The organism is Rhodococcus sp. H36-A4 (assembly GCF_027158005.1).
Lineage (GTDB): Bacteria > Actinomycetota > Actinomycetes > Mycobacteriales > Mycobacteriaceae > Rhodococcoides.
On sequence record NZ_JAPVLQ010000004.1, the window covers coordinates 208,185 to 224,282 of the forward strand.

Consider the following 16,098-nt stretch of genomic DNA (forward strand, 5'->3'; position numbering starts at 1 on the left):
GATTCTGTCGGTACCGCCATCTACCGTCCTGTTCCGTGACTCTTCCGATCCAGCTGACGTTCGATGAACTGGACACACCGTTGCATCAGACGACTTTCGTGATCGTCGATTTGGAGACGACGGGTGGCAGCGCCGATACCGAAGCAATCACCGAAATCGGGGCGGTCAAGGTCCGTGGAGGTGAGGTGATCGGAGAGTTCGCCACACTCGTGGATCCAGGCCGGTCGATTCCGCCTTACATCGTCGAGCTGACCGGAATCACGTCCGCGATGCTGATCGACGCCCCGCGCATCGAGCGTGTACTTCCCGGCTTCCTGGAATTCGCCCGGGGCGCAGTCCTGGTCGCCCACAATGCGGGGTTCGACACCGGTTTCCTCCGAGCCGCCGCCAGCCGACTGGACATCGCCTGGCCCAAGTTCCAAGTGTTGTGCACCGTCAAACTGGCGCGTCGTGTGCTTACCCGCGACGAAGCACCATCAGTGAAGTTGTCGGCTCTCGCATCGTTGTTCGACGTCGGCACCACGCCGACTCACCGCGCCCTGGACGACGCCCGCGCGACGGTCGACGTGCTGCACGCGCTGATCGAGCGCGTCGGAAATCAGGGTGTGCACAGCTACGCCGAACTCGTGGACTATCTCCCGAACGTATCCGCCGGACAGCGCGCGAAACGTTCTCTCGCGGCCCACCTCCCCCGAACCCCGGGGGTATACCTGTTCAAGGGCCCCGGCAAAGAGGTTCTGTACGTCGGTACCTCGACCAATCTGCAACGTCGAGTCCGGACCTACTTCACCGGTTCGGAAACTCGCGGACGGATGAAGGAGATGGTCGGCCTTGCTGTCGATGTCGACTACGTGGAGTGTGCTCACGGCCTCGAGGCAGGCGTACGCGAACTCCGGTTGTTGAGCGCGCACATCCCGCCGTACAACCGCCGATCGAAGTTCCCCAAAAAGGGATGGTGGATCACCACGACGGTCGAAGCATTCCCCCGGCTTTCCATCGTGAGAACACCGACAGCCAGCTCACTCGGGCCCTTCACAGCGCGGAGTGATGCCGCAGACGCTGCGGCGCTCATCGCCGAATTCGCTTCGATCCGTACCTGCTCCACTCGCATCCCACGCACCGGAACACACGGACAGAGCTGCCCACCGACCGCGGTAGGTGGTTGCGCGGCAGCGACAGCAGGTGTGCTGTCGTCCGACGAATACTCGGTTTATCCCACGCGATTCCACGCTTTGATCGACGGCGTCGACAACTCCATGCTGGACGCGGCGCGAGCACGGATCGTACAACTCGCCGACACCGAGCTTTTCGAATCGGCAGCCCGTCTGCGTGATCGACTCACCGTTCTCGCCGACATGATCCGAAGAATGCACCGTCTCGCCGCGATTGCAGCAATCACCGAACTCGTAGCCGCCAGAAGAACTACGGAAGGAGGATGGGAACTCGCAGTGATTCGCAACGGGCGGCTGGCGGGCGCGGCTACGACCGCGCGTCGCGTGCACCCGATGCCGGTCGTGGAGGCCATCACCACCGCAGCCGAGACCGTCATCCCGGACACCACCACGTTGCGCGGCGCATCACCCGAGGAGGTGGGCCTCATTGCCCGGTGGCTGGACTCCGACGGCGTCCGCATAGTCAGGACCACCGACGGGTACGCCGAGCCGGCATACGGCGCTGGCGCCTGGAAAGACTGGTGCAGCATCTCTCGCGCCGCATCCCGTCACGAGTACCGCGCGTCGCCGTACCCGGACCGGCACGCACTCTAAGCTCGCGGGGAGTCGAAACGTACGCGTGTTCGCGCATCCAATGAGGGAGACCCATGATCCACGCCATTGTCATGATCGACGCCGAGGCAAGTGCCATACCTGAGACCGCGCAAGCAGTCGCGGACGTCGACGGTGTTTCGGAGGTCTATTCGTGTGCGGGAGATGTCGACCTGATCGCCATCGTCAAGGTCCGCGACCATCAGCAGATCGCCGAGGTAGTGACGCAACGGATCAACAAGGTGGCCGGCGTCCTGAATACCGCGACGCACATTGCATTCCAGTCGTATTCGAGCACCGATATCGACGCGGGGTTTTCGATCGGCGAGTGAGGCACTTCCGCGCCTGAGCCGGTCGGATCAATCCAGCTCGTTCGACCGGGTCACCCATCGAGCCAGCAGTGCGGCTGCCGCACCTGAGTCGACGGCCTTCGTTGCGCGCACCAACCCTGCAGAAAGCGCACCGATGATGTCGCCGGCGTCGATTCCTTCGTCTATTCCGGCATGAGCAGTCAGTGCGGCTGCCGCGTTCAGCAGAACTGCGTCGCGCACCGGGCCGGTCTCTCCGGCTAGAACAGCGTGCACCACCCTCGCGTTGAACGCAGCGTCACCGCCTTTGAGCGCCGACAGCGGTTCGTAGTCGAACCCGAAGTCCTTCGGATCGATCGTGGTAGCAGTAACCGAGCCTCCGGAGACGACGTGCACGCTGGTCGTGGTGGACATCGTTATCTCATCGAGGCCGTCGTCACCGCGGACCACGAGAGCGCTCGTGCCACGGCCGGCGAAAACCCCTGCAACAACCGGCACCAAAGCTTCGAATGCGCACCCGATCAACCCTGATCGTGGCCGACCGGGATTGGTGAGTGGGCCGAGAATATTGAAGACCGTCGGAATGCCGATTTCCTTCCGCGGCGGGCCTGCGAACCGCAGCGCGGGATGAAAGACCGGGGCGAAACAGAAACCGATACCTACATCGCGCACACTTTCGGCAACTCCACTCGGTCCGAGACCGAATTTCACTCCCAGCGCTTCCAGAACATCGGTGGTACCGCTCTGCGACGAGGCCGCTCGATTCCCATGTTTGACCACTGGAGCACCCGCCGCGGCAGCCACGATCGCGGCCATCGTGGAGATGTTCACCGTATCTGCGCCGTCGCCACCGGTACCGACGACGTCCACCGATTTCGGTTCACTGTCGACGAGCGAGGCATGCGCGAGCATTGAGTCGGCGAGCCCTCCCACCTCGGCCGGAGTGGGCCCCTTCATCTTGAGGGCCACACCGAAGGCGGCAATCTGCGCGGATGTGGCGTGGTCGGACATGATCTCGTCCATCGCCCAAGCCGTATCGGCACTCGATAGATCGACCCACGACGTCAATGCCCCCAGAATGCTCTTCCAGGTCCTGCTCGACTCGTCGTTGATCGGTGTGGTCATCTTTTCCCGTGCCTTCCTGAACTGACGGCCATCTCTCCGGCACCAGTGTGGCCCGACGGATGTGGCGACAGCTTAGTCAGCGACACGGCCTGCGTCGGAATCAGGCTGCAGGGCGTCCCACCCCAGCACGAGTCCGCCGCGGCGTTGCGCGAGCCCAGCCATACGAGAACGCTCCTGTGAGCAGTGCAGCGCGTCCAGCACTTGAACGCGCTGCAGGATTATCGGAATTCCTCCATCGACGGCAGGCTGATATCCGGTGATCTCGGGCGCTTCCATCGTCATCGAACCGCGGGCCCGCTCGTAACCGTCCTGGGCAGCGATCGCCGCCGCGTCGTCGATCATGTCCGGCGGCAGGATCAGGTGGTGCCGGAGGACTATCTCTTCGTCCTCAACCCATGCATTCTGTTGTGCGCCGCGTTCCAATGCCGCAGAACATGGCTCGGCGTCGTCGAAGGACGATGCCACGACGAGCAAATCGGTCCTGGCTGGGTCGAGTGGGATCGACCGTGCGCGCGAAAACCATCGTCGGAACCAACCCGTCTTACCGTTCGTTGACATGAGGTAACCCTTCCACGAAGCCCTTACCCGAGCGCGACTGGTGCCGCCGACCAGCACCTCGACGGGGGAAAGAGCCTGTACCGATGGTCGCGACGCGCCAACACAGGACCCGGGTATGCAATCGGTACTACGGGCAGTCATACTTCTCTTTGTGACGAGCGCTGTAGGGACTCAGGGATCGGCAATCACCCAACGCGTGCACTCGCTGAACCGTCCTAATATGGTCAGCGTCGGCACCATAGTGTGGTTGTCGAGCGAACTAATGTTTTTCGCTGGACTTTTTGCGATGTACTTCGTCGCGAGGGCGCAGGCAGACGGCATCTGGCCACCGGAACCGACCGAGCTGAACCTCGGTCTCGCGGTACCGGTGACAACCGTTCTGATCGCATCCTCCTTCACCTGCCAGCTAGGCGTATTCGCCGCTGAGCGCGGTGACGTCTTCGGACTGCGACGCTGGTACATCATCACGTTGGTTATGGGGACGTTGTTCGTCGCCGGCCAGGGGTACGAGTACTACCACTTGGTGGAAGAGGGCACCACGATCTCTTCGAGCGTCTATGGCTCGGTCTTCTACATCACGACCGGATTCCACGGCCTCCATGTGATCGGTGGACTTATCGCCTTCGTCTTCCTGATCACGCGAACGCTGGTCAGTAAGTTCACGCCCGCTCAGGCAACAGCTGCGATCGTCGTGTCGTACTACTGGCACTTCGTCGACATCGTCTGGATTGCGCTGTTCGCGACCATCTACTTCATCCGCTGATGAATATCGGCCAAGCAAGTGTTTCGACTTCGTCGACAACAATGAACGTCAGGAATCAGCCCCAGGCGTTCAGTCCGTCCCGACACGACAAGGGATAGAAGATGAGCTCATCTCCCCCAGCATCACCCGGCGACAACACAGATATCCCGTCAGCCGGTTCTCCTTCAGCAGTGAAGAGTCGGCGGCAGCGCAAGGTTCGCCGCCGTGTGACAGGCGCAGTAGTACTGATGATGGGTCTCATCAGCGCGGGATTTCTTGCGTCGGCTCTGACCCCCACCCCACAGGTGGCGACGGCCGATCAGGATTCAGCCGCTTTGATCCGCGAAGGCAAGCAGTTGTACGACACATCGTGTGTCACCTGCCACGGTGTGAACCTGCAGGGTGTGCAAGACCGCGGGCCCAGCTTGATCGGTGTCGGTGAAGCCGCTGTGTACTTCCAGGTCTCGACGGGTCGGATGCCCGCGGTCCGTAATGAAGCGCAGGCTGAACGCAAACCGGCGAAGTTCGACGACAAGCAGATCGACGCGCTCGGTGCGTATGTCCAGGCCAACGGTGGCGGCCCGACCGTGCTCCTCGACAGCAACGGCGAGGTTGCGCAGTCTTCGCTTACCGGCGGTGACATTGCCCGCGGCAGCGAGCTCTTCCGTCTCAACTGCGCGTCATGCCACAACTTCACCGGCCAAGGTGGCGCGTTGTCCTCGGGCAAGTACGCACCTTCGCTCGGACCTGCTTCCGAGCAGGAGATCTACACGGCCATGGTCACGGGCCCGCAGAACATGCCCAAGTTCTCGGACCGTCAACTGACGCAAGAAGAAAAGATCGACATCATCTCTTACGTGAAGTCAGCGCAGGATACGACTGCACCGGGCGGCTGGGGACTCGGCGGCTTCGGCCCGGGTACAGAAGCCCTTGCAATCTGGATCATAGGAATCGGTGCCGTTGTCGGCGCAACGTTGTGGATCGGAGCGAGGTCATGAGTGACGGTGATTCCGGACGCGCGGACGCCGGGCAGACCGGTGGGAACGATGTGGATGTGAACAGAAAGTATTCCGACGAGGAACTCGCCGGAATGACGCGTGACCAGCTGGTGAAGCTGGGCACCAATCTCGACCACGTCGATGTTGCATTCCGTAGAGATCGATGGGCAGTCCAAGGCACCCGCGCTGAGAAGCGCGCCGAACGCAACGTTGCGTTCTGGTTCGCTCTTTCAGGCGTCTCGGCTGTCGCGTTCATCGCGATCTACCTGTTCTGGCCTTGGGAATATGCCGGAATCGGTGAAGAGAGCTACTGGAAGTACACCCTTTACACCCCGCTGATCGGCCTGACCATGGGTCTCGCGATCCTCGGTGTCGGTGTCGGCGCTGTCCAGTTCACCAAGAAGTTCATTCCCGAAGAGGTATCCATTCAGGATCGCCACGACGGATCTTCGTCCGAGGTGGATCGACAAACTGTCGTTGCCCAGCTGAGTGATTCGCTCGACACGTCGACCATCGGACGACGCAAGGTAATCAAGCGCTCGTTGTTCTTCGGCGGCGGCGCGCTCGGAATCATGGCCATCCTGCCCCTCGGTGGTCTGATCAAGAACCCGTGGGCCGAGGGTGACAAATCTCCTCTATGGGTCTCCGGCTGGACTCCGCGCTACCCTGGAGAAACGATTTACCTTCGGCGCGATACCGGTCGTCCCCACGACGTCGTTCTGGTCCGCCCAGAGGATATGGATGCCGGAGCCATGGAGACAGTATTTCCGTTCCGTGAGGCCGACCGCGACGACGATCACGCCTTGCTCAAATCGCTTCGTGGAATCCGCAACGCGACCATGCTTATCCGTCTCCGCTCTGAGGACACGGCCAAGGTCATCAAGCGCAAGAACCAGGAAAGCTTCAATTACGGCGACTACTTCGCCTACTCGAAGATCTGTACCCACCTGGGTTGCCCGACGTCGCTGTACGAGCAGCAGACCAATCGGATTCTGTGCCCGTGCCACCAGTCGCAGTTCGACGCACTCGAGTATGCCAAGCCGATCTTCGGACCGGCTGCTCGCGCTTTGCCGCAGCTGCCAATCACTGTTAACGAAGAAGGTTTCTTAGTAGCGGACGGGGATTACATCGAAGCCCTCGGACCCGCCTTCTGGGAGCGTAGACCGGAGACTGATTCATGAGTCCTTCACTGCAAGCCCTCGCTGCCAAGCAGGCCGACGACGTCGACAGTCGTTACCATCTGGCACCGGGCATACGTCGACAGATCAATAAAGTCTTTCCGACTCACTGGTCATTCCTTCTCGGCGAGATCGCGCTCTACAGCTTTGTGATTCTGTTGATCTCAGGCACATTCTTGACGCTGTTCTTCGACCCCTCGATGAGCGAGGTCGAGTACAACGGCATCTACGAACCGCTCCGCGGCGTCACGATGTCTCGGGCATACGAAACAGCATTGAATATCTCGTTCGAGGTCCGCGGCGGTCTGTTCATGCGACAGATCCACCACTGGGCAGCACTGATGTTTGCTGCTTCGATCATCGTTCACATGATGCGCATCTTCTTCACCGGTGCCTTCCGCAGGCCGCGTGAAGCCAACTGGGTCATCGGCTGCTTGCTTCTCATCTTGGCGATGTTCGAGGGCTTCTTCGGCTACACGCTTCCTGACGACCTGCTGTCCGGCACCGGTCTTCGTGCCGCGTTCTCCGGTATTTCGATGAGTGTTCCTGTCATCGGAACCTGGTTGCACTGGTTGGTGTTCGACGGTGACTTCCCAGGGACGATCATCATTCCGCGCCTGTACGTCGCTCACGTTCTGTTGCTCCCCGCCATCATCTTGGCGTTGATCGCAGCACACCTCGCTCTCGTCTGGTACCAGAAGCACACGCAGTTCCCCGGACCCGGCCGCACCGAGACCAACGTCGTCGGCGTCCGCATCTTGCCGGTCTTCGCCGTCAAGTCCGGTGCATTCTTCGCCGTCACGTTCGGCATCCTTGCACTCATGGGTGGCCTCATCCAGGTGAACCCGGTCTGGAATATCGGACCGTACAACCCATCTCAGGTCTCGGCCGGCTCCCAGCCCGACTTCTACATGATGTGGACCGACGGCTTGGCACGACTGTGGCCCGCTTGGGACATCTACATTGCGGGTCGCTACACGATCCCCGCAGTCTTCGCTGTCGCGCTGATCATGGGTCTCGTCTTCACTGTGATGATCATGTACCCGTGGATCGAGAAGCGTCTTACCGGCGACCGGGCACATCACAACCTGCTTCAACGTCCGCGCGACGTACCGGTCCGAACTGCGATCGGCGCGATGGTCCTGGCGTTCTACCTTGTCCTGACCATCTCATGCGTGAACGACATCATCGCTTACAAGTTCGACATCTCGCTCAACGCGATGACGTGGATCGGTCGAATCGGAATGCTGATTCTGCCTCCGATCGCGTACTTCGTTGCGTACCGGTTCTGCATCGGACTGCAGCGCAGTGACCGCACTGTTCTCGATCACGGCATCGAGACGGGCATCATCAAGCGTCTACCGCACGGTCAGTACGTCGAGGTCCACCAGCCACTTGGGCCGGTCGACAGCCACGGACACCCGATCCCGCTCGAATATCAGGGTGCAGCAATTCCGAAGAAGATGAACAAGCTCGGTTCTGCTGGAAAGCCTGGATCAGGTTCGCTTTTCCGACCAGATCCGGTTGCCGAGAGCAAGGCTCTGGAAGAGGCTCTCCACCATGGCGAGGTCGAGCAGCTGAACATGTTGAAGAACTATCAGCTCCAGCTCAACGGTCACTCGAACGGCAACGGTCACTCGAACGGCAACGGAACCAACGGCAACGGAACGAACGGCAACGGAACCAACGGCAACGGAACCAACGGCCATTCGAACGGCCATGCCAACGGCAACGGCTCCGCGAAACATGCTGTCGATCGTGAAGACAGTGAGAGCGAGACCTAGAAGTTCTCGACGAACATGAAAAGGGCGGCACCCATCGGGTGCCGCCCTTTTTTGCGTCACAGGCCCGTATCGAATGCGGTCTCCAGTCCCCAAGTCCCAGGGGGGCTTTGATCAGAAGAGCGCCCCTCCCCTCCCCCACCGGGCACAGGTTCGAGGTCCCGCAGTGTCTTGAAAAGCTCGTACCGGCCCTGTCGTCGGCTTACGCCCCGCCGTTCTGGTGCGACATCACCAATCGGCAATCAGTCACCCGTGCCTCCTGTTCGGTTTCACGCGCAGCCCGATTGTCACGCGCCCAGGTAGGTGCCCGCAGTCTCGCAAAACTGTAGGTATTCGAGATGGCGAGACTGGTCAGGGTTGGATACTTGGCGGCCCGAAATAAGCTGGGCCCGAACTGTGTTCCGCGAACGTGCGAGCGTCGACCGCGGTCCAGACGGTCCTTTTCACTCGGCGGGTTCTGGCTTTCCAGCGACTTCCTGACGGCGGTCGTGCGCCTTCTTGATCGCTGCGTAGCGAGCGAGCCCGATGGTCATCACCAGACCGGTGAGGACTATGACGATGACAGCGGAGAAGACCTTCGTGGTGGGGTTGAAGTCTCTCCACCACGCGAGGGCGACTGCGGCGCCAGTGGTGAGCGCGGCGCCAAGCGGTAGCAGTGCGGCAAGCCACTTCACGGTTATCCCAGCATGCGGGTCGCCTGCAGCGGCCAGTGCCCCGCGACTGAATGCGAGTGCGCAGAGGTATGCGAAAACACCTGACATTGCGTAAAGCGGGAGGACGAGCTCGCCCGGGTCGAAGGCAGTCCTTCCGGAAAACATCAGGAATACTGCGCTCACCACGAATCCTAGGCTACGGCGATTCCAACAAGTGCTGCTGGGATGACCAGGTGCAGTCGTAGCGCCTGACCGGATACTCCACGATCGTGTGCCCACTGTCTGAACATCTCGGGTCGGTCGTTGCCAAGTACTGCGGTCGGACTGTTAACCGTCGGCGTCCGCTGCGCTGAGTTCGTCTTTCAGCTCGGTCAGCATCTCCTGGCGGTCGGTTCTACGGACCCCCATTCGGCGCCACCGTCGGTTTGCCTCGGTGAGGATGTCGCCGAAGAAGGTACTGTCCTCGGTCTGGCCGGACTGGTCGTGGTCTGTCAACGCGTTGCTCATGCCGTTTCCTTCTGGTCGCTGTGGGTCGAATCTTTGGATTGCAAAATCGCGGTGACGCTCGTGGATACGGTGAGCCATTCCGCTGTCCCGCGTTCGAGCGTGTCGATGCCGCCTTCGGTCAGTGAGTAGTACTTACGCGGTGGCCCGGCCGGTGATGGCCTCTTCTCCGAGACCACGAGCCCGGCCTTTTCCAGCCGCGTCAAGAGCGGGTACACGGACCCTCCGGACACCAACAGGTCCTGTTCTGCCAACCGTTCAGTGAGCTCGTATCCATACACCGGCCGCAGCCGCAATAGCGACAGAAGGCACAAGTCCAAAACCCCGCGAAGAACGAGGCTTCGCCTCTCGGTAGCTATCATGCTGAACATGCTAGCTGCCGCTAGCATGTTCTGCAAGGTACTAATGGTAAGCCCCCCACGATGCGAGCCGCCGGGCAACGGCTGGCGGTATTGGACTACGAGGTCGTCAATTGAGGCACGGCCTGGGTCGCTGCCAGCGAAGGGCCCGTTGGGGCACTGCTGCACGAACGGAAGGCGTCAGCCAAACAGCACCTGGAAGCGTCGCCACCGGCACCGCTACCCGATGCTCGTACTCGCGCTACCCGCTTGCCAGAACCCTGCTATCCGAAAGGCATTGCCAACAATGAAAGTTCTTCGCCAACTTGCGGCTGGGCGCGCAGCCCGCTGGGTTGATCCCTCTAATTCGATCTGGCGGATCCGGTGATCACGGGGGCCGGTATCGCTCGCCCGTTCTACGACTCCGGGGTGGCACATCAGTTCAACGGTGACTACCTCGTATTCGAGACGGTCTTCGAGCACCGCTTCGCCCCAGGTTTTCCCGGTTCACCTGGGGTGGGCTCGGAGAGGTCGAGTTCGATCCGAGCGAGCACCACGGTGACTACACGACGGGAAGCGTCCGGTGGGTATTCACAGTGGGTCTGAGCGAGGTGCATCGACAGATACGCCACTGGGATCACATCGGCTCGATTCGAGCGGCCCTCGATCGCTCGACACCGGGAGGGCCAACAGTAGAGGTCATCGAACCGTCCCAAAAACTCTGCTGTTCGGCGGTTCTGGCGAGCAAGCGTAGGGCGAACGACGCGGCGCTTACGAGCCGCCCAGGTGGCTCCCTCCGCTCCCAGCGCCGGATCGAGATTGGTTCGGGCAGGCAGACAAAGCAAGGCGCTGATCGTCCCTGTAGGGACGATCAGCGCCTTGGCTCGAGTCTAGAGACCGACTACGTGCAGGTCAGTGCTTCTCTGGTCCGATGTGGTACTCGAATACCAGTCCGGCCGCTGCGGCGATAACCAGTGCGATTCCCAACGCCATGAGCCACGGCATGAAGAACGCAAAGCCGACTGCCGTGACCGCTGCAGCGCCTGCAAGGCTGATCGGCCAGAAGCTACCGGGGCTGAAGAAGCCCAAGTCGCCGGCGCCGTCGCTGATCTCCGCATCGTCGAAGTCTTCTGGACGCGTGTCCAAGCGTCGAGCGACGAATCGGAAGTATGTCCCGATAATAAGGGTCAAGCCGAACGACAGGACAATTGCGGTCACGCCTGCCCACTCGACGCCGGTGCGGGAGAACCCGGTGAATACGGCGTACACAATCCCAACGAGAAGGAAGAAGACAGTCAGGATCTCAAAGATCTTGGCTTCGATTTTCATATCAGCATTCTTCCTTTGTCAGTTGCCGTCAGCAACGGATTCAGACTTCTGCGTGCGGTCTGTAGTGAACGGGATGGTGCTGGTCGAAACCGGTGACTGACCGATTGCTTCCAACGCCTGCGCGTTCGTCAAAGCCTCGCCGCCTTCGCTCTTCGGCTTACGCGATTCGATGTACTGCTGGAAGTCGTCCGGGGATACCGCACGAACTTCGAAGTTCATCATGGCGTGATAGGTGCCGCACATTTCGGTGCATCGACCGACGAAGGAGCCTTCTCGTTCGATCTCCGAGATCTGGAAGACGTTATCGGAGTGGTTTTCCTCCGGGTTCGGCATCACGTCGCGCTTGAACAAGAACTCGGGGACCCAGAAGCCGTGAATTACATCGGACGAGGCCAGTACGAATTCGATGCGCTTGCCGGTCGGAAGCACGAGCACAGGAATCTCGTCGCTGGTGCCGACTGTCTCGATCTTGTTGTAGCGCAGGTACGACAGATCCTGCGGGCTCACACCGTGGATAGCTCCCGGTGCGATCTCGCCGTCCTCGCTGCCTTGGGCTTCACCCTCGGGTGGGGTGGCTGCAGCTTCTGCTGCTGCCTGAGCCTCGAGGTCGGTGCCCTCGTACTTGACGACGCCGTCCTTGAGGTCGACGGTCTGGTAACCGAACTTCCAGTTCCACTGGAACGCGGTCACGTCGACGGTGACGTCGGGATCCGACTGCTTGTCACCAACGTAGTTCTGCACGACCACAGTGAAGTAGAAGAGCACGGCGATGATGACGAACGGCACGGCTGTGTAGAACAGCTCCAATGGCACGTTGTACGCCGTCTGCCGAGGGAACTCTGGAGAGTCCTTCTTCTTACGGTGGAAGATGACCACCCAAAAGATCAATGCCCAGACGATGATGCCCATCACAAGCGCCGCCACCACGGACCAAGTCCACAATTCACGAATACGTGTGCTCTGTGGAGTGATGCCCGACGGAAAACCGAAGCGCAAAACTTCACTGTCGATGGAACAACCCGACAACAGCACAGCGGCTAAGCCGAGAACTGTTGTCAGCCCGGCTCGCCGAAGGATCCGACTCTGCGCCACGTTCACGCCTTCCTGATCGCCCACCACTGAAGAATAAGGGCCTCCACATGGAGATGCCCTAGTACTACGCAGCGTAGACCAAAGCTGCCACAGGACCACTGTTGGGTCACTACCTTCGAGCGCGTCGCGTCTGCGGCATACTCGGACCCGGGCGCTCGCCTTACGACTACCAACCCGCGTCGGGCGAGTGTCGGTTGAACCGATCCCTAATTGGAAAAGAGGTAGTGGACTCTGTGTGTGGACTACTAGGCCTGCTCACGTCGGCCGGCACGGACGACGCAGGAGTCGACCTCGTCGGTTCCGCCATGCATTGCATGCGTCACCGCGGGCCAGACGAACCTGGCACTTGGCACGACGAAGACGTAATTTTCGGATTCAACCGATTGTCGATCATCGATATCGAGCATTCGCACCAGCCACTTCGCTGGGGGCCCGCCGAAAATCCGACGCGCTACGCCATGACGTTCAACGGGGAGATCTACAACTACCTTGAACTACGTGAGGAGTTGACGCGCGAGCACGACGCTGTCTTCTTCACCGAGGGCGACGGCGAGTCGATCGTTGCGGCATTCCACTACTGGGGTCCCGACGCTCTGCGCCGATTGCGAGGCATGTTCGCCTTCGCAATCTGGGATACCGAGACTCGCGAGCTGTTCCTGGCCAGAGATCCGTTCGGTATCAAGCCACTGTTCATCGCAACCGGGCCCGGCGGTACTGCATTCGGGAGCGAGAAGAAGAGCCTGCTCGAACTGACCGATCTCATCGGTATCGGTACCGAACTCGACCCTCGTGCGATCCAGCACTACACCGTTCTGCAGTACGTTCCGGAGCCCGAGTCGTTGCACCGAGAGATCCGGCGACTCGAATCGGGTTGTTCGGCGACCCTCTCCCCCGGCACACAACCGAAGATCACTCGTTACTTCACTCCGAAGTTCCCGGTGAAGCCGTTCGTAGCCGGAACGGAGGCGGCGAGGTATCAGGAGATCACCGACGCGCTCGAGGACTCCGTCGCCAAGCACATGCGCGCAGATGTCACAGTCGGCGCTTTCCTGTCCGGCGGAATCGACTCGACAGCGATCGCAGCGCTGGCAATACGCCACAATCCGAATCTGATCACCTTTACGACCGGATTCGAGCGCGATGGCTATTCCGAGGTAGATGTCGCCGCCGAGTCCGCTGCGGCGATCGGTGCCAAACACGTCGTGAAGGTCGTCGGACCGGAGGAGTTTGCATCCTCGATCCCCGAGATCGTCTGGTATCTCGACGATCCGGTGGCCGATCCCGCACTGGTGCCGCTCTACTTCGTGGCCAAGGAAGCCCGAAAGCATGTGAAGGTCGTGCTCTCCGGTGAGGGCGCGGACGAATTGTTCGGCGGCTACACCATCTATCGAGAACCACTGTCCCTGAAGCCTTTCGAGTATCTTCCACGCGGATTGCGTCGTGCCGCAGGTGCCCTCAGCGACAAGATCCCCGACGGTACGCGCGGCAAGAGTTTGCTTCATCGCGGATCCATGACGCTCGAGGATCGTTATTACGGGAATGCCCGAAGCTTCGGCGATGCTCAGCTCCGTGCAGTTCTTCGGGATTTCCGTCCGGAGTGGACCCACACCGATGTGACGGCGCCGATCTACGCGCAGAGTCGAGGATGGGATCCGGTTGCGCGTATGCAGCATTTGGATCTGTTCACGTGGCTACGTGGCGACATCCTGGTCAAGGCCGACAAGATCACGATGGCCAACTCGCTCGAACTGCGGGTCCCGTTCCTGGACTCCGAGGTTTTTGCCGTCGCCGAGAGGTTGCCGCTCGATCAGAAGATCACCAAGGACACGACGAAGTACGCACTGCGCAAGTCGTTGCAGGGCATTGTCCCGGGGCATGTTCTCAATCGCGCCAAGCTGGGGTTCCCTGTTCCGCTCCGACATTGGCTTCGGGGTCCCGAATTGTTCGACTGGGCGCACCAACAAATCGCCGAGTCCGAGACGGATCACATCCTGAACAAGGCTGCGATCACCGCGATGCTGAACGAGCATCGCGACGGCAGGTCCGATCACAGCCGTCGACTGTGGACCGTTCTCATCTTCATGATCTGGCACGGGATTTTCGTGGAGAAGCGCATCGTTCCGAAGATCAGCGAGCCGACCTACCCGGTCGAAATCTGATCTCTCGGGACACAGGTTCCGCTGGATTACAGAAAGGGACCGTCACAACCGTGCAGACGGTTGTGACGGTCCCTTTCTTTGCGATCAACGCCAGGCTAAGCCGGGAGCAGCGCGCCGATCTGCTCGGCCGCGGTAGCTCCGTAGGCGGAGCTCAGACGCTTGAGTGCGTCGTCTCGTACAAAAGTCCACTCTTGAGTGCCGGTGGTCTCGAGGACGAGGACCGCCACATAGGAGCCCAGCTGTGCTGCCCGCTCGACGGAAGCGCCGGCGAGATGTGCCATGAGGAAGCCGGCCCGGAAACCGTCGCCCACTCCGGTCGGATCCACTTTGCTGTTCTCGGGAACCACATCCACGTGCGTGCGTACGCCGTCGGGAGTGACGATCTCGACGCCGGACTTGCCTAGCGTCGTGACCCGAATTCCCACCTTGGCCGCGATCTCCGTCTCGGACAGGCCCGACTTCTGACGCAGCAGTCCCCACTCGTATTCGTTGGTGAAGAGGTATGCCGCACCCTCGATGAGATCGACCGCTTGTTCACCGGTCAGACGCGCGAGTTGCTGTGACGGATCTGCGGCGAAAGGAATGTTCAGCGATCGGCACTGCTGAGTGTGGGCGATCATCGCGTCAGGATCGTTGGCGCCGACCAATACCAGTTCCAGCGTTCGTTCTGCGGACAGCTCTTCGATCGAGATTTCGCGCGCTTCGCTCATTGCACCTGGGTAGAACGACGCGATTTGAGCCATGTCCACGTCGGTGGTGCAGACGAAGCGCGCAGTGTGGGCCGTCGCCGACACGCGTACCGCGGTGCAATCGACTCCGTTGGACTCCAGCCAAGACCGATACTCACCGAAGTCCGGCCCGACGGCACCCACCAGGAGCGGGGATCCGCCCAGCACGCCCAGGGCGTAGGCAATGTTGCCGCCGACTCCACCTTTTCTGATGACCAGATCATCGACAAGGAAGCTCAGCGAGATATTGGAGAGCTGGTCGGCAACCAACTGCTCGGCGAACTTGCCCGGGAAACGCATCAGATGATCGGTAGCTATCGATCCCGATACCGCGAGAGTCACGTGGTTGAGCCTTTCGATGGTGGTCGGAGCGAGATCCATGCTACTGCGCGGCGCCCCGGAACTTGGTGCGAACACAACTCTGACCGGTACCCGAAAATGCAGTACCGGTCAGAGTTGGTGGTTCAGATCAGTTGAACGAATCGCCGCAGGCACATGAGCCCGTTGCGTTCGGATTGTCGATCGTGAAGCCCTGCTTCTCGATGGTGTCCACGAAGTCGATGGATGCACCCTCGACGTACGGAGCACTCATCCGGTCGACAGCCAGCGTGACTCCGTTGAAGTCCACTGCGAGGTCGCCGTCGAGGCTGCGATCGTCGAAGAAGAGCTGATAGCGCAGGCCCGCACAGCCACCAGGCTGCACAGCGACGCGAAGCGCGAGGTCGTCGCGTCCTTCTTGGTCCAGCAACGCCTTGGCCTTCAATGATGCAGCTTCAGTCATCGTGACCTTGTGCGTGATGGTTTCGTTCGAGACGGTCATGGGCTCTCCCTATCAGTCGTAC

17 protein-coding genes are annotated in these 16,098 nt (G+C 60.7%); 8 read left to right on the forward strand and 9 right to left on the reverse strand.

Going from position 1 to position 16,098, the window contains the following annotated elements:
• Nucleotides 1-35: 35 nt before the first annotated feature.
• Nucleotides 36-1,766, forward strand: coding sequence for a DEDD exonuclease domain-containing protein (locus tag O1W68_RS12800; protein WP_269304053.1), 1,731 nt, complete (start codon nt 36-38; stop codon nt 1,764-1,766).
• A 53-nt stretch (nt 1,767-1,819) separates the two neighbouring features.
• On the forward strand, nt 1,820-2,095 hold the full coding sequence (locus O1W68_RS12805) for an Lrp/AsnC family transcriptional regulator (protein ID WP_269304055.1): 276 nt from the start codon (nt 1,820-1,822) through the stop codon (nt 2,093-2,095).
• A gap of 27 nt (nt 2,096-2,122) precedes the next feature.
• Here the strand turns inward: O1W68_RS12805 and trpD are convergent, their stop codons facing one another.
• Together trpD and O1W68_RS12815 are read right to left on the reverse strand one after the other, a co-directional pair.
• Nucleotides 2,123-3,196, reverse strand: coding sequence for an anthranilate phosphoribosyltransferase (trpD, locus tag O1W68_RS12810; protein ID WP_269304057.1), 1,074 nt, complete (start codon nt 3,194-3,196; stop codon nt 2,123-2,125).
• A 72-nt stretch (nt 3,197-3,268) separates the two neighbouring features.
• Nucleotides 3,269-3,754, reverse strand: a complete 486-nt coding sequence (locus O1W68_RS12815; protein ID WP_269304058.1) for a hypothetical protein — start codon at nt 3,752-3,754, stop codon at nt 3,269-3,271.
• Between the two features lie 151 nt (nt 3,755-3,905).
• Here O1W68_RS12815 and ctaE point away from each other — a divergent pair, with 151 nt between their 5' ends.
• From ctaE to qcrB, 4 genes are all read left to right on the forward strand, one after another.
• Complete coding sequence (gene ctaE, locus O1W68_RS12820; RefSeq protein WP_269304059.1) at nt 3,906-4,517, forward strand: aa3-type cytochrome oxidase subunit III; 612 nt, start codon at nt 3,906-3,908, stop codon at nt 4,515-4,517.
• 101 nt (nt 4,518-4,618) lie between these two features.
• Nucleotides 4,619-5,494, forward strand: coding sequence for a cytochrome bc1 complex diheme cytochrome c subunit (gene qcrC, locus O1W68_RS12825; RefSeq protein ID WP_269304061.1), 876 nt, complete (start codon nt 4,619-4,621; stop codon nt 5,492-5,494).
• The gene (gene qcrA / locus O1W68_RS12830) at nt 5,491-6,675 is read left to right on the forward strand and encodes a cytochrome bc1 complex Rieske iron-sulfur subunit (protein WP_269304064.1); all 1,185 of its coding nucleotides are present in this window, start codon (nt 5,491-5,493) and stop codon (nt 6,673-6,675) included. Before qcrC ends, qcrA begins: the two co-directional genes overlap by 4 nt.
• A complete protein-coding gene (qcrB, locus tag O1W68_RS12835) occupies nt 6,672-8,456 on the forward strand; it encodes a cytochrome bc1 complex cytochrome b subunit (RefSeq protein WP_269304066.1) in 1,785 nt (594 codons plus the stop codon). Before qcrA ends, qcrB begins: the two co-directional genes overlap by 4 nt.
• A gap of 440 nt (nt 8,457-8,896) precedes the next feature.
• Here the strand turns inward: qcrB and O1W68_RS12840 are convergent, their stop codons facing one another.
• From O1W68_RS12840 to O1W68_RS12850, 3 genes are all read right to left on the reverse strand, one after another.
• Entirely contained in the window at nt 8,897-9,289 is a 393-nt protein-coding gene (locus O1W68_RS12840) for a hypothetical protein (RefSeq protein ID WP_269304068.1), read from the reverse strand.
• Nucleotides 9,290-9,433: 144 nt separating this feature from the next.
• Nucleotides 9,434-9,613, reverse strand: coding sequence for a hypothetical protein (locus O1W68_RS12845; RefSeq protein ID WP_269304069.1), 180 nt, complete (start codon nt 9,611-9,613; stop codon nt 9,434-9,436).
• Complete coding sequence (locus tag O1W68_RS12850) at nt 9,610-9,972, reverse strand: PadR family transcriptional regulator (protein ID WP_269304071.1); 363 nt, start codon at nt 9,970-9,972, stop codon at nt 9,610-9,612. The genes O1W68_RS12845 and O1W68_RS12850 overlap by 4 nt, the downstream gene beginning before the upstream one ends.
• Before the next feature lie 360 nt (nt 9,973-10,332).
• On the opposite strand from O1W68_RS12850, the gene O1W68_RS12855 reads away from it, so the two are divergent.
• Nucleotides 10,333-10,554: a hypothetical protein gene (locus tag O1W68_RS12855; RefSeq protein ID WP_269304073.1), complete on the forward strand. Its 222-nt coding sequence runs from the start codon at nt 10,333-10,335 to the stop codon at nt 10,552-10,554.
• Between the two features lie 306 nt (nt 10,555-10,860).
• On the opposite strand, the gene O1W68_RS12860 is transcribed toward O1W68_RS12855, so the two are convergent.
• Both O1W68_RS12860 and ctaC read right to left on the reverse strand, forming a co-directional pair.
• Nucleotides 10,861-11,277 carry a cytochrome c oxidase subunit 4 gene (locus O1W68_RS12860; RefSeq protein ID WP_269304074.1) on the reverse strand — a complete coding sequence of 139 codons (417 nt, stop codon included), beginning with the start codon at nt 11,275-11,277 and terminating at the stop codon, nt 10,861-10,863.
• Between the two features lie 18 nt (nt 11,278-11,295).
• Nucleotides 11,296-12,375 carry an aa3-type cytochrome oxidase subunit II gene (ctaC, locus tag O1W68_RS12865; protein WP_269304514.1) on the reverse strand — a complete coding sequence of 360 codons (1,080 nt, stop codon included), beginning with the start codon at nt 12,373-12,375 and terminating at the stop codon, nt 11,296-11,298.
• A 227-nt stretch (nt 12,376-12,602) separates the two neighbouring features.
• On the opposite strand from ctaC, the gene asnB reads away from it, so the two are divergent.
• Nucleotides 12,603-14,528, forward strand: coding sequence for an asparagine synthase (glutamine-hydrolyzing) (gene asnB / locus O1W68_RS12870; protein WP_269304516.1), 1,926 nt, complete (start codon nt 12,603-12,605; stop codon nt 14,526-14,528).
• A 95-nt stretch (nt 14,529-14,623) separates the two neighbouring features.
• Here the strand turns inward: asnB and O1W68_RS12875 are convergent, their stop codons facing one another.
• Together O1W68_RS12875 and O1W68_RS12880 are read right to left on the reverse strand one after the other, a co-directional pair.
• Nucleotides 14,624-15,598, reverse strand: a complete 975-nt coding sequence (locus tag O1W68_RS12875) for a carbohydrate kinase family protein (protein ID WP_186628493.1) — start codon at nt 15,596-15,598, stop codon at nt 14,624-14,626.
• Between the two features lie 127 nt (nt 15,599-15,725).
• Nucleotides 15,726-16,076 carry a HesB/IscA family protein gene (locus tag O1W68_RS12880; RefSeq protein WP_269304076.1) on the reverse strand — a complete coding sequence of 117 codons (351 nt, stop codon included), beginning with the start codon at nt 16,074-16,076 and terminating at the stop codon, nt 15,726-15,728.
• Between the last annotated feature and the right edge of the window lie 22 nt (nt 16,077-16,098).

What these genes read in the sequence shown, in the direction of transcription:
- O1W68_RS12845 (WP_269304069.1), bottom strand. Translation starts at nt 9,613, where the DNA reads ATGAGCAACGCGTTGACAGACCACGACCAGTCCGGCCAGACCGAGGAC.
- qcrC (WP_269304061.1), top strand. Translation starts at nt 4,619, where the DNA reads ATGAGCTCATCTCCCCCAGCATCACCCGGCGACAACACAGATATCCCG.
- trpD (WP_269304057.1), bottom strand. Translation starts at nt 3,196, where the DNA reads ATGACCACACCGATCAACGACGAGTCGAGCAGGACCTGGAAGAGCATT.
- qcrB (WP_269304066.1), top strand. Translation starts at nt 6,672, where the DNA reads ATGAGTCCTTCACTGCAAGCCCTCGCTGCCAAGCAGGCCGACGACGTC.
- O1W68_RS12805 (WP_269304055.1), top strand. Translation starts at nt 1,820, where the DNA reads ATGATCCACGCCATTGTCATGATCGACGCCGAGGCAAGTGCCATACCT.
- O1W68_RS12880 (WP_269304076.1), bottom strand. Translation starts at nt 16,076, where the DNA reads ATGACCGTCTCGAACGAAACCATCACGCACAAGGTCACGATGACTGAA.
- qcrA (WP_269304064.1), top strand. Translation starts at nt 5,491, where the DNA reads ATGAGTGACGGTGATTCCGGACGCGCGGACGCCGGGCAGACCGGTGGG.
- O1W68_RS12850 (WP_269304071.1), bottom strand. Translation starts at nt 9,972, where the DNA reads ATGATAGCTACCGAGAGGCGAAGCCTCGTTCTTCGCGGGGTTTTGGAC.
- O1W68_RS12860 (WP_269304074.1), bottom strand. Translation starts at nt 11,277, where the DNA reads ATGAAAATCGAAGCCAAGATCTTTGAGATCCTGACTGTCTTCTTCCTT.
- O1W68_RS12815 (WP_269304058.1), bottom strand. Translation starts at nt 3,754, where the DNA reads ATGTCAACGAACGGTAAGACGGGTTGGTTCCGACGATGGTTTTCGCGC.